Raw genomic sequence first — 12562 nt, forward strand, 5'->3', positions numbered from 1 at the left:
TCCATATTTCCCATGAACGGATGAGTACTTTGCTTAAGCCTATGACAGAGAGCCGGGGAAGCTGAAAACCGGCATAGCGCGAAGCAGAGGAATATGGTCCCGGAGGAAGCGGTTGTGAGCTGGTTTGCCGCCTGCAGGCGTACCCGTGAGCTGCCGCCGTGATCCAGCGTTAATGGAGGTCGCAGAGACTTGAACAAGAGCCTCGGCAGGCATTTGCCGCTGAGGAAATTGGGTGGTACCGCGTGAGCTCGAAGCTCTCGTCCCAAAGGGGATGAGGGCTTTTTTAATTAAAAAAGGAGGAGCATTTATGTCCAAAGAGCAAAAAACGTTTTACATCACGACGCCGATTTATTATCCGAGCGACAAGCTGCATATCGGGCATGCCTATTCGACGGTAGCGGGGGATGTGACGGCCCGTTACAAGCGGCTGCGCGGATACGACGTCATGTATTTGACCGGAACCGACGAGCATGGGCAAAAAATCGAACGCAAGGCACAGGAGAAAGGCCAAACGCCGCAGCAGTTCGTTGACGGCATCGTATCCGGCATCAAGGATTTATGGAAAAAACTCGACATCTCATATGACGACTTCATCCGCACGACGGACGAGCGGCACAAACGCGCCGTTGAAAAGATTTTCAAGCAGCTGATGGATCAGGGCGATATTTATCTCGGTAAATACGAGGGCTGGTATTGTACGCCTTGCGAGTCTTTTTACTTGGAAAATAAACTCGTGGAAGGCAAATGTCCGGACTGCGGGCGGCCGGTGGAATGGCTGACGGAGGAAATCTATTTCTTCCGAATGAGCAAATATGCGGATCGTCTGGTGCAGTATTACGAGGAAAACCCCGGCTTTATCCAGCCGGAATCGCGCAAAAACGAGATGATCAACAACTTCATCAAACCCGGGCTGGAAGACCTCGCCGTATCGCGTACGACGTTCGACTGGGGCATCAAGGTGCCGGGTAACCCGAAGCATGTCATCTACGTGTGGATCGATGCGCTTTCCAACTATATTACGGCGCTCGGCTACGGCAGCGAGGACGACAGCAAATACCGGAAATACTGGCCGGCCGACGTTCACCTTATGTCCAAGGAAATCGTCCGCTTCCACACGATCTACTGGCCGATCATGCTGATGGCGCTCGGCCTGCCACTGCCGAAAAAGGTGTTTGCGCACGGCTGGCTGCTAATGAAAGACGGCAAAATGTCGAAGTCCAAGGGCAATGTCGTAGACCCTGTAACGCTGATCGACCGCTACGGCCTAGATGCGCTGAGATATTATCTCATGCGCGAAGTGCCGTTCGGCTCGGACGGCACGTTTACGCCGGAAAGCTTTGTCGAACGGATCAATTTCGATCTCGCCAACGATCTCGGCAACCTGCTTAGCCGCACGGTCGTAATGATCGACAAATATTTTAACGGCGTTTTGCCGGGTTACATTCCGGGTGCAACTGAATTTGATTCGTCGCTGCTGGGTACGATCGAAACTTCGGTCAAGCAGGCGGAGGAAGCGATGGAAAACATGGAGTTTTCCGTGGCGCTGTCGGCTATTTGGCAGGCGATCAGCCGCACGAACAAATACATCGACGAAACGCAGCCGTGGACGATGGTGAAAGACGAGACGAAGCGGGAGGCGCTCGGATCCGTGATGTACTGCCTCGCCGAGAGCTTGCGCATCGCGGCTGTGCTGTTGCAGCCGTTCACGACCGGCACGCCGGCGAAAATTTGGCAGCAGATCGGCATTCCGGCAGAACGGCTGTCTGAGCTTACAGCGTGGGATACGGTGCGCGAATTCGGCAAGCTGCCGGCAGGCCTGCGCGTGCAGAAGGGCGAGAACCTTTTCCCTCGTCTCGACGTGGAAAAGGAGGTTGCCTACATCGCGGGCACGATGGGCGGCGGCGCGGCGGCTGCACCGGAGCAGCCCCAGCCTGCGCCGGGTGAAACCGTCGCAAAAGCGGCCCCGGCGCCTGCTGCGGAAGCGAAGGAAGAAATCGGCATCGACGATTTCTTCAAGGTGGAGCTGCGCGTCGCGCAGGTAATCGCCGCCGAGCGCGTCGAGAAGGCCGACAAGCTGCTGAAGCTGCAGCTCGATCTCGGCTATGAGCAGCGGCAGGTTGTCTCCGGCATCGCCAAATATTACACGCCGGAGCAGATGGTCGGCCGCAAGGTGATTCTTGTCGCCAACCTGAAGCCGGTAAAGCTGCGCGGCGAGCTGTCGCAGGGCATGATCTTGGCCGCATCGCAGGGGGATGAGTTAACTTTGGCCACAGTTGCTGATGACATACCGGTAGGATCAGTGGTAAAATAATATATGTTAACGTGAACAATGTTATTTACCATTATCCATTCATGGGAGGCAGTTATGGTACAAAAAAGCGACGGTATGAACTACGCTCCGCAGGGCAAGCCCAATCCGGTCGTATCCAAAGGCGAGTTCGCTTTTGCCGCGGTCGCGCTCGATCACGGGCACATTTACGGCATGTGCAACGGTTTGGTCGAAGCCGGAGCCGATCTGGTAAAGGTGTACGACCCGGACCCGGCCAAAGTGGACGCATTCGTCCAGAAATTCCCTCAAGCGCAAGCTGCAGCATCGCTCGATGAAATTTTGCAGGATCCGAACATCAAGCTGGTTGCCGCTGCCGCCGTTCCAAGCGAAAGAGGTCCGCTCGGCGTCCGCGTCATGAAACACGGCAAAGACTATTTCACGGACAAGACGCCGTTCACCAAGCTGGAACAGCTGGAGGAAGCGCGTGCGACGGTTAAGGAGACGGGCCGCAAGTACATGGTTTACTACAGCGAACGGCTTCACGTGGAAAGTGCGGTGTTCGCCGGACAGCTGATCCAGCAAGGAGCGATCGGCCGCGTCGTACAGACGCTGGGCACCGGCCCGCACCGATTAAATGCGCCGAGCCGTCCGGAATGGTTTTTCAAGCATGAGAAGTACGGAGGCATTCTTTGCGATATCGGAAGCCACCAGATCGAACAGTTTTTGTTTTATACCGGCGCGAAGGACGCGAAGGTTATTTCGAGCCGCGTAGCGAACTACAACAACAAGCAGTATCCGGAGCTCGAGGACTTCGGCGATGCGACACTCGTGGCCGACAACGGTGCAACCAGCTATTTCCGCGTCGACTGGCTGACTCCGAACGGTCTCGGCACCTGGGGAGACGGCCGGATGATCATTCTCGGTACGGACGGATATATCGAGCTGCGCAAATACATCGATATCGCGCGCGAATCGAGCGGCAACCATCTCTACCTGGTCAACCATGAAGGAGAAAAGCACTATTCGCTTAGCGGTCAGGTCGGGTATCCGTTTTTCGGCCAGCTCATTCTCGACTGCATCAACCGTACGGAAAACGCGATGACGCAGGAGCATGCCTTTAAGGCGGCCGAGCTTTGCCTGCTCGCTCAAAAGCAAGCGATTCGCGTCGAATAAAACTTTATATTTATGCACAAGGAAGCACCTTGACCGCCGATCGATCGGCTGGCCGGGTGCTTTTTTGCGTGTGACGGATTCTTTTCACGTCATGAGGATTGATTTATAATAAAAATAACAGCCCGAGGAGAATGGGAATGCCTCAAGATCAGGAACATGCGGCCGGGTTCCATCGACACGATCGCGGCTACAAATATTTGCTGTCCAGCAAGCAGATCTTTTTGCAGTTGCTGAAAAGCTTCGTACACCGGGACTGGGTGCAGCAAGTCGATGAATCCCGGCTGGTCGGCGTCGATAAATCTTACATTTTACCTGATTTCAGCAAAAAGGAAGCCGATATCGTTTACCGCCTGCAGCTCGAAGATCAGGACATCATCTTCTACGTATTGCTGGAGATGCAATCTACCGTCGATTATCAGATGCCTTATCGGCTGCTTATGTATCAAACGGAAATTTGGCGGGATGTATTGAAAAATACGCCCAAACCAATCCCCGCAAGAAAAGACTTCCGGTTGCCCGCCATTGTGCCTTTGGTCGTATACAGCGGGAAACGGAGATGGACGGCAAGCCGCAGCTTTCGGGAAGTTATCGGCGGCGAAAAACTGTTCGGCACGGAACTGATGAATTTTCAGTATATTTTAATTGATGTGCAGAGATATAAAGAAGAGGATTTACTGAGTTTATCCAACACGATCGGAGCTGTTTTTTTGCTGCAGCAGCAAGATGGTCTGGACGATTTAAGACGCCAGCTCAGCAACTTGATGGGGACGGTGGAACGAATGCCCGAACCGCAATTGCGGCGGTTTCTGACCTGGCTCACACATCGATTTGCTAGGAAGCTTCCACATGCGAAGCTGGATCAAGTGGTACTTGAAACGATTGAAACATTCGTCATAAAGGAGCCGTTTACATGCGAGACAACTTTGACAAAATCATTGATGAAGTCGAAGCGAAGGGATATAGGCAAGGCATTGAACTAGGTATTGAACAAGGAATTGAAAAAGGAATTGAGGAAGGTAAGGAGATAAGCAAAGAACAAATGGTCAAAGCAATGATCGCCGAAGGTCTGGACATTTCGATCATTGCACGAGTAACCGGCTTGAAACCCGAGGAGATTATAAAAAGAAAAGAAACGCTTCAATAAAGCGAAATGCGGGGATAATGGGACAAGGGGAACCTTGTCTTTTTTGTTTAATTTTTTTTCAAAAAAATTACGATTAGGCATTGACAGGAAGCGCTAAGCCCGCTTATAATCCTGAATGTATTAATAAAAAAAATTACGATTAAACATCGGAATGTCTCGGAGGAGTGCAAGCATGTTCAAAAAGCAGGTTGTATCGATAGTTATTATGCTTTTGGTGAGTTCACTTTTATTATCCGCTTGCGGCGGGACCAAACAAACGCTCGTGACGGGAAAAGTGAACGTGGTCGCCAGCTTTTATCCTCTTTACGATTTTACGAAAAAAATCGGCGGCGATCATGTGAACGTGATCAATCTCGTGCCTGCCGGGGTGGAGCCGCATGACTGGTCGCCGAAGAGCCGGGATATGAGCAATTTGACGGGGGCCGATCTGTTTATTTATCTTGGAGCCGGTTTCGAAGGCTGGGTGAACGATTTTCTTGGCAGCCTGAAGCCGGGAGTCAAGGTGAAGGCGGTGGAAGCCAGCAAAGGATTGGAGCTGCTCAAAGCCGCCGAAGAAGAGCACGGTCACGACGAAGGCAAACACGAAGAGCACGAATCCGAATGGGATCCTCACGTTTGGCTTAGTCCCGTGAATGCAAAAAAAATAGCGCAGACGATCAAAGACAATCTTGTCGCTGCCGACGAAGCCCACAAAGCCGATTATGAAGCGAATTATACAAAGTTTGCCGCGCAGCTTGACGAGCTGGACAGCAAGTACAAGTCGGCACTGGCACAAGTACAGAAAAAGGAAATCGTCGTCTCCCACAATTCATTCGCTTATTTGTGCAAGGAATACGGGCTAACCCAAATGCCGATCATGGGCTTATCTCCAGATGCGGAGCCTACTGCGAAAGACATGCAGCAAATCAATGCATTCATCAAAGAGCATAACGTGAAATATATATTTTTTGAGGAGCTTGTATCCGATAAACTGGCCAAGACTCTCGCAAAAGACGCGAAAATCGAGACGCTTGTGCTGAATCCGCTTGAAGGGCTGACGGACAAAGAAGCACAAGCCGGTCAGGACTATTTGTCGGTTATGGATGCGAATTTGAAAAATTTATTAAAAGCGTTACAATAGAATATATCATCATGAAACAAGGAGCTGCCATGAACGGATATCCGAACGGATGCCATCAAAGCGTCGTCACCATCGATGGCGTCTTTTTTTTCTATGAACATAAAAAAGTGATAGATAATCTCAGCTTTACTATTCTCGAAAGGGACTTCGTCGGCCTCGTCGGCTCGAACGGAGCCGGCAAAACGACGCTGGTGCGCATGATGGTCGGCCTCTTGAAGCCGAGCCATGGCGAAGTGCGGCTGTTCGGCGAACCGGTGAGCCGGTTTGAGGACTGGGATCTGATTGGCTACGTGCCGCAAAAAAACTCGCTGAATCCGCTGTTTCCGGCTACCGTAAAGGAAGTTGTCATGTCCGGCTTGTACGGGAAAAAGAAAATGTTCCGCCGGCTGACGAAGGAAGATTACCGGAAATGCGATGACGCGCTGCAGGCGATGGGTATCGAGGACTTGGCGGATCGGCGGATCGGCCAGCTGTCCGGCGGGCAGCAGCAGCGCGTATTCCTCGCCAGGGCGCTTATTAACAACCCGCGGCTGCTTATTCTTGACGAGCCGACGGTCGGCATCGACGCCAAGACGCAGGCCGACTTTTTTCAATTGATCCGGCATATGCATGAGCACCATCATATTACGTTCGTGATGGTGACTCACGATTTGGAGATGGTTCAGTCGTATTTGGGGCCGAACTCGGTACAGACGAGCGGGGGCCTGAAATTTTATGTCAAGCATACGCATCAGCCCGAGCAGTGTTTGGAAACGAATTTGACGCACTCGATTCAAGTATGAGTTAGGAGTAGAAAACATTGAGCATTTTTTCCGAATACTTTTTCCAGAGGGCGCTCGTCGGAGGGGCGCTGATCGGCATTACGGCGCCTCTGATGGGCGTATTTTTAGTGCTTAGAAGGCTTTCGATGATCGGGGATACGCTCGCCCATGTATCGATTGCCGGCGTGGCGTTAGGCTTTTTGATCGGCATTTACCCGGTAGCCGTCGGACTTGTGTTTGCGCTCCTCGCTTCGTTTGCGATCGAACGGCTGCGCAAGGCATACCGCACTTACGCAGAGCTGTCGATCGCGATCATCATGTCCGGCGGCGTTGCTTTGGCAACGCTGCTTTTTACGATGGGCAAAGGATTCAACATCAACGTAATGACCTACTTTTTCGGCAACATTTATACGCTGGACCAGACGGATTTGTGGGTAATCGCCGGTGTTGCCGTTCTCGTCATCCTGGTCGTTATCTTTAACTTCAAAGAGATGTTTTTGATGTTTTTTGACGAAGAGGCCGCCGGGGTCAGCGGTTTGCCGCTGCGTACATACAACATCGTCATCACGATGCTGACGGCGCTTGTCATCAGCGTTTCGATCAAAATCGTGGGAGCGCTGCTCGTTTCGTCGCTGCTGACGATTCCGGTCGCCTGCAGCCTTATAGTTGCGAAAAGCTTTCGTCATTCCGTCGTGCTCGCTTGCATTTTTTCCGAGCTGTGCGTGCTGGGCGGACTGATCGCGGCCGGGCTATGGGATTTGGCGCCGGGAGCAACCGTTGTGCTGCTCTTGATAGCTGTTCTGATCGGCACGTTGTTTGTGAAGCGGGGGCTTAGATTGTAAGACGTATCGAGAGGGGATCAGACTGTGGAGCATGTCAACTTATGGATCGCATTATGGGCGGGGCTCGCTTCGTTTATTTCACCCTGCTGCCTGCCGTTATATCCGTCGTATCTTTCCTATATTACCGGCATATCGGTCAGCCAGCTCAAGGAGGGCGGTTCCGCCGATGTGCGGCTGAAGACGATTTTGCATACCTTGTGCTTTATCGCCGGGTTCTCGATTATTTTTTACAGTCTCGGGTGGGGAGCCGGTCTTGTCGCCGCGCTGTTCATCGACTACAAGGATTTGATCAGGGAAATCGCGGCAATTCTTATTTTGGTGATGGGACTTTTCCTGCTCGGAATTTTTCAGCCGCAGTGGCTGCTCAAGGAAAGAAAAGTGCAGTGGAAGCTTCGTCCTGCCGGTTATGTCGGGTCGGTTCTGATTGGGATGGGGTTTGCCGCGGGCTGGTCGCCATGCGTCGGACCGATTTTGTCCGCGATTTTGGCTTTGGCTGCATCAGAGCCGGGTTCCTGGTTTCCGCTTATCACCGCTTATTCGCTTGGATTTGCGATTCCGTTTTTTATCCTGGCATTTTTTATCGGGACAACCAAGTGGATACTCCAATATTCGGCAAAAATCATGAAAATCGGAGGGGCGCTGATGATCGTCATGGCTGTACTCTTGTACACCGACCGGATGACGAAAATTACGATCTGGCTCAACGATATGACCCCTCCATGGCTTAAGTTTTAAAGTCATGTAAAATAGTCGATATTTGCCTTAGGGAAGTTCTCGAAGATTTGCTCGGTGATAAACTCCCGAAGCGCATCGGCTTGTTCGTCAGGGTATACGTATTTACCTTGCCCCCAGCGGCCCCATTTATATTTCCGTTTCGTTTCGTCCAGTTCCAGCTTCGTTTTCGGATAACGCAGCTCAATCACCCGTTTGGCCGTTTTCGTGAAACGATGCTGGATCAGCTCGAACGTCAGGTCTTGTGCTGACTCCTCGGGAACGGCCTCCTTCAGCCTGTGCAGCAGTGCCGCGTATCCTTCCTCCCATCCTTCATGCCAAATGATCGGCGCGATGATAAAGCCTAGCGGATAGCCGGCCTTCGCCACTTTGCCCGCCGCATCGATCCTCTCTTGAAAACTCGATGTCCCCGGTTCGAAGTTTTTAATGACGTAGTCGGCGTTGACGCTGAATCTGAACCGGGTATGCTTATTGTGCTTGGCATCCAACAGCGACTCGACGTGGTGATATTTTGTGACGAATCTGAGCCGTCCAAGCGGCTGACGTCCCATAAATTCGACGACTTCCTTCAGCGAACCGGTGATGTGCTCGAGCCCTACGGGATCGGAGGTACATGCCGCTTCGAAGCGTGTGATTTCCGGCGCTCTTTCGTCGATGTATTGCTGCGTCGCATTCAATATGTCGTCCATGTTGACATATACTCTAATATACGGCTTGGCGCCGAGCGTCGTCTGCAGGTAGCAGTAATGGCAATGACCCATGCAGCCGGTGGCGATCGGAAGAGCATATTCCGCGGACGGCTTGGACGTATCGAATTTAAGCGTTTTGCGGATGCCCACAACAAGCGTTCGTTTGGCGATTTTGTATTTTTCCAGCTCGCTTTCGCCGGGTAAATTGGTGATCCGGTTATGCGAAGGCGTGATGCGGATGGGCAAACCTTGTTGTTTCGCCCATTCATGAATTTTTTGCCCTTTCGGATATTCGAGCGCATTCGGTTCAAAATAAACAAGCTCCGGAATAAACAGCTGCGTATGCCGGTGGCTCATGAGTTGAGTGGACATATGGGAGAACGTCACCTCGCCTTCTTGCTTTTTCCAATGGCAATATGGTATAGTAAGTATTCACTCAGCCTGGGTTATTGTATGATTTACTCGGGAAAAACACACATGGGAATTTCGAGCTTCATACACTTGCAATTTCGAGATAAAACAAGGTATCATAACATATGAATCGCTCACTGACGTACAGGGGGAACTTGGATGGCCACGCCAAGCATGGAGGATTATTTGGAAAGAATCTATAAGCTGATCGACGAAAAAGGATACGCGCGCGTTTCCGATATCGCCGAAGGCTTGGAAGTTCATCCGTCCTCCGTTACGAAAATGATCCAAAAACTGGACAAAGATAATTATCTTGTATATGAAAAGTACCGCGGACTAGTTCTGACGTCCAAGGGACAAAAGATGGGCAAACGTCTCGTAGACCGTCACCAGCTGTTGGAAGAGTTTCTGATGCTGATCGGCGTATCCGACGACACGATTTATAAAGATGTGGAAGGGATCGAACACCACCTGAGCTGGGATTCGATCAACTGTATCGCCACTTTGCTGGAATATTTCCGTCGCGACCCTGCCCGCACCATGGAATTGCAAAAACTGAAGGCCGAAATGGACGCGGATTAACATAATGTAGAGAAAAACCGGGACTGTCAGCCGATGCTGACGGTCTTTTTGCTTTGCCTTGGAAATAATGCGGAGCTTGGCGGGGGTGCATGAAGTAGCTTCGGTTCTAGGACAATCGCAATCTTGCATACATACCACTAGAGGCTGTGTGCGAGAGGTGATGGTAGGCATGCTCGTGAATGCGGTGTTTGAAGGCGGAGGGGTGAAGGGGATCGCGCTGGCTGGCGCGGTGCACGCTGCGGAAGAGAAAGGCGTGCGGTTTCATCAAGTGGCGGGAACGTCGTCAGGATCAATTGTCGCATCGCTCATTGCAGCGGGGTATAAGGGAGAAGAAATAAAAAAGGTGGTTGAGCAAACTCCGTTTTCGGCTTTTTTAAAACGTTCCTGGATTTTTGAAAACGTTAAAATCATCGGTCCGGCACTACGGCTGTTTATCAAGAAGGGACTTTACTCGGGTGAGGCGCTCGAATACTGGGTTTACCAGCTCCTGTTGAAAAAAGGGATCCGCACCTTCGGTGATTTAAAGCCAGGTCAGCTTAGGATCATCGCCTCGGATATTTCCCAAGGCAAGCTGCTTGTGCTGCCGGACGATATCGATCAATACGGCATCGACCCGCAAAAGCTGCTTATATCCAAAGCGATCCGGATGAGCACGAGCATTCCGTATTTTTTTGACCCGGTCATTGTCCGCAAGCCGGTGACGATCCGCAAAAAAGGGGATTTGTTCAAAAATCAGTTTATTTACATTGTGGACGGCGGACTGCTGAGCAATTTCCCTCTGTGGTTGTTCGATAAACAATATGAAACGAATATGAGCAAAATGATTCCGACGGTCGGCTTTCAGCTCGTAGGAAAACAGGCGGCGGTACCCCACGAAATTTACGGTCCTGTGACGATGCTGCGTGCGCTCGTGGCGACGATGTTAGAGGCTCACGATGAGCGTTACATCGAAGAGCATAACCGCTTTCGTACGATAAAAATTCCGGCTGTCGGGGTAAGGGTCACGCAGTTCGAAATTACGCCGGAAGCGAGCGGAAAGCTGTACGAGTCCGGGTACAACGCGGCGAGCGCATTTTTTTCCAGATGGAAGGCATCCGAGTACGAGAACCAATTTAAGATGATGGTGGAAAGGAAGCTTATTCCTAAGTCGTAGGAGGCATATCACCCCCTGAATCGGGCGGACCCCCCCTAAATCCCCCTGAAGGGGGACCCCAGGCGCCCCAAGCGCCCTGGACCCGCCCGGTGGAGGATATACTCGCTGCTAGTTCGCGTTTGCCCGGCATGGATTTTTTTGCCTTCGGACAAAAAATCCTATGCCGGGCACGCTTTACTTTTTGGAGCGAAGATGCTGGGAGATTCTGAGTGCCGCTTGCCCGCGTTTGTTCGGCACGATTCGGCTGGCGCCGAATTGGGGCCGAACACGCTAAACTTTTCTGCGCGCACACAACCAGTACAAGCCGTAGATAATTACAATGTGCAACCAAAGGCAATAAAAAAACAGCGACGCGAGGTCGCTGTTGGTTAGTGATATTTAGGCAGATCGTCGTCGTCGGGTTTGTTGCCCTGGATGACGCGGAAGGGTGCTCTGCGTTTTTCCTTCGGTTTTGCGAAGCGGGGACCGGGAGCCGTTTTGCGGCGCTGCCAACGGCTGGGCGGAAATTTGTAGAGCAGAAATACGACACCGAAAACGACAATCGGAACGATCATGCCTCTCGGATCGGAGACGAATCGGGCTAATATCCCGACGGCAACGAGCCCGAATATGACATAGGCGTATGCGGGTAATCGGCGGTTCATGCGATCATTCCCCCTAAGGTTAAAACATGAGTTTAAATATCTGTATTACAATCATCAGCTTATTGGTTTTGCATATCGATGGCCCGCATCCGGTTAAACGAAGCGATGGATACTTCTACCTGGGAATCGTCAGGCTGTTTGGTCGTCAGTTTTTGCAGCCAAAGTCCGGGATATCCCAAGTATCTGAGCACCGGCACTTCGCGCAGGCTGTTCGTAAAACGCAGCACCTCGTAAGACACGCCGATAACGACCGGCAATAATATAATACGCTGGACGATCCGCTCGATGAATGAATCATAAGTGAAAAACGAGTAAATGACGACGCCGACAATTACCGTAAAGACGATAAAGCTGCTGCCGCACCGGTAATGAAGCGTGCTGAATTTTTGCACGTTCTCCACCGTCAAATCGACTCCGGCTTCGTACGCGCTGATCACTTTATGCTCCGCCCCGTGATACTGAAACAGCCTTTTGATCATCGGAGTAAGCGAGATGAAATAAATGTATCCGACGAGCAAAATGATTTTAATCAAACCTTCGATCAAGTTATGCCCGATCTGGTTTTCGAACAGGCGGGAAAACAGCAGTTGCTCGATAGCGGGGGGAACTAGAGTAAATACAAATTTCCCGAACAAAAACGAAATGATGCCGATGACCGCCACGCCTAGAATCATTGAGATGTTGGCGAAAACCGATTCTTTTTTCTCTTCTTTCGTTTCTCCTTCTTCCTCGGCGAATACCTCGGCGGAGAAATTCAAATGCTGCGCACCCTTGGCGCTTGCTTCGATAATGCCGACAATACCGCGGACGAAAGGGATTTTTTTCAGCGCTTGAACCCAAGGGATTTCTTTCTTCGGCACCTCAAAGTATTGAATCGATTCGTCCTTACGGCGCACCGCCGTAACATGAACCGTTTGGCCGGCGAACATAACTCCTTCTATTACAGCTTGACCTCCGTAAATTGTGCATTGATTTTGCGACAACGTGCTCACCTTCTTCGATTGATGGATATAACATCTATTTTAACGAATTCGCTGGTATA

General features: G+C 51.3%; 13 protein-coding genes and 1 other annotated feature. Of the genes, 10 read left to right on the forward strand and 3 right to left on the reverse strand.

Annotated elements, in window-relative coordinates:
• The first annotated feature begins 3 nt into the window (after positions 1-3).
• Positions 4-268: a binding site (T-box leader), on the forward strand.
• Between the two features lie 39 nt (positions 269-307).
• From metG to MYS68_RS07745, 8 genes are all read left to right on the forward strand, one after another.
• Complete coding sequence (gene metG / locus MYS68_RS07710; protein ID WP_248925275.1) at positions 308-2311, forward strand: methionine--tRNA ligase; 2004 nt, start codon at positions 308-310, stop codon at positions 2309-2311.
• Between the two features lie 54 nt (positions 2312-2365).
• Positions 2366-3442, forward strand: coding sequence for a Gfo/Idh/MocA family protein (locus MYS68_RS07715; protein ID WP_248925276.1), 1077 nt, complete (start codon positions 2366-2368; stop codon positions 3440-3442).
• Between the two features lie 137 nt (positions 3443-3579).
• Entirely contained in the window at positions 3580-4422 is an 843-nt protein-coding gene (locus MYS68_RS07720) for an Rpn family recombination-promoting nuclease/putative transposase (protein WP_248925277.1), read from the forward strand.
• Positions 4353-4586: an RpnC/YadD family protein gene (locus MYS68_RS07725; protein WP_248925278.1), complete on the forward strand. Its 234-nt coding sequence runs from the start codon at positions 4353-4355 to the stop codon at positions 4584-4586. The genes MYS68_RS07720 and MYS68_RS07725 overlap by 70 nt, the downstream gene beginning before the upstream one ends.
• 172 nt (positions 4587-4758) lie before the next feature.
• Positions 4759-5706, forward strand: coding sequence for a metal ABC transporter substrate-binding protein (locus MYS68_RS07730; RefSeq protein ID WP_248925279.1), 948 nt, complete (start codon positions 4759-4761; stop codon positions 5704-5706).
• 11 nt (positions 5707-5717) lie between these two features.
• On the forward strand, positions 5718-6488 hold the full coding sequence (locus tag MYS68_RS07735; protein WP_248925280.1) for a metal ABC transporter ATP-binding protein: 771 nt from the start codon (positions 5718-5720) through the stop codon (positions 6486-6488).
• Positions 6489-6505: 17 nt separating this feature from the next.
• Positions 6506-7309 carry a metal ABC transporter permease gene (locus tag MYS68_RS07740; RefSeq protein WP_248925281.1) on the forward strand — a complete coding sequence of 268 codons (804 nt, stop codon included), beginning with the start codon at positions 6506-6508 and terminating at the stop codon, positions 7307-7309.
• Between the two features lie 24 nt (positions 7310-7333).
• Positions 7334-8044 (forward strand): cytochrome c biogenesis CcdA family protein, encoded by a 711-nt coding sequence (locus tag MYS68_RS07745; protein ID WP_248925282.1) that lies wholly within the window; start codon positions 7334-7336, stop codon positions 8042-8044.
• A gap of 2 nt (positions 8045-8046) precedes the next feature.
• On the opposite strand, the gene splB is transcribed toward MYS68_RS07745, so the two are convergent.
• Positions 8047-9102, reverse strand: coding sequence for a spore photoproduct lyase (gene splB, locus MYS68_RS07750; protein ID WP_248925283.1), 1056 nt, complete (start codon positions 9100-9102; stop codon positions 8047-8049).
• A gap of 198 nt (positions 9103-9300) precedes the next feature.
• Between splB and mntR the strand changes: the two genes are divergently transcribed.
• On the forward strand, positions 9301-9723 hold the full coding sequence (gene mntR, locus MYS68_RS07755; protein ID WP_248925284.1) for a transcriptional regulator MntR: 423 nt from the start codon (positions 9301-9303) through the stop codon (positions 9721-9723).
• 169 nt (positions 9724-9892) lie between these two features.
• Positions 9893-10876, forward strand: coding sequence for a patatin-like phospholipase family protein (locus MYS68_RS07760; RefSeq protein WP_248925285.1), 984 nt, complete (start codon positions 9893-9895; stop codon positions 10874-10876).
• A gap of 368 nt (positions 10877-11244) precedes the next feature.
• On the opposite strand, the gene MYS68_RS07765 is transcribed toward MYS68_RS07760, so the two are convergent.
• Positions 11245-11520, reverse strand: coding sequence for a hypothetical protein (locus tag MYS68_RS07765; protein WP_248925286.1), 276 nt, complete (start codon positions 11518-11520; stop codon positions 11245-11247).
• Between the two features lie 59 nt (positions 11521-11579).
• Entirely contained in the window at positions 11580-12449 is an 870-nt protein-coding gene (locus MYS68_RS07770; protein WP_420852208.1) for a DUF1385 domain-containing protein, read from the reverse strand.
• Between the last annotated feature and the right edge of the window lie 113 nt (positions 12450-12562).

The organism is Paenibacillus hamazuiensis (assembly GCF_023276405.1).
Lineage (GTDB): Bacteria > Bacillota > Bacilli > Paenibacillales > NBRC-103111 > Paenibacillus_AF > Paenibacillus_AF hamazuiensis.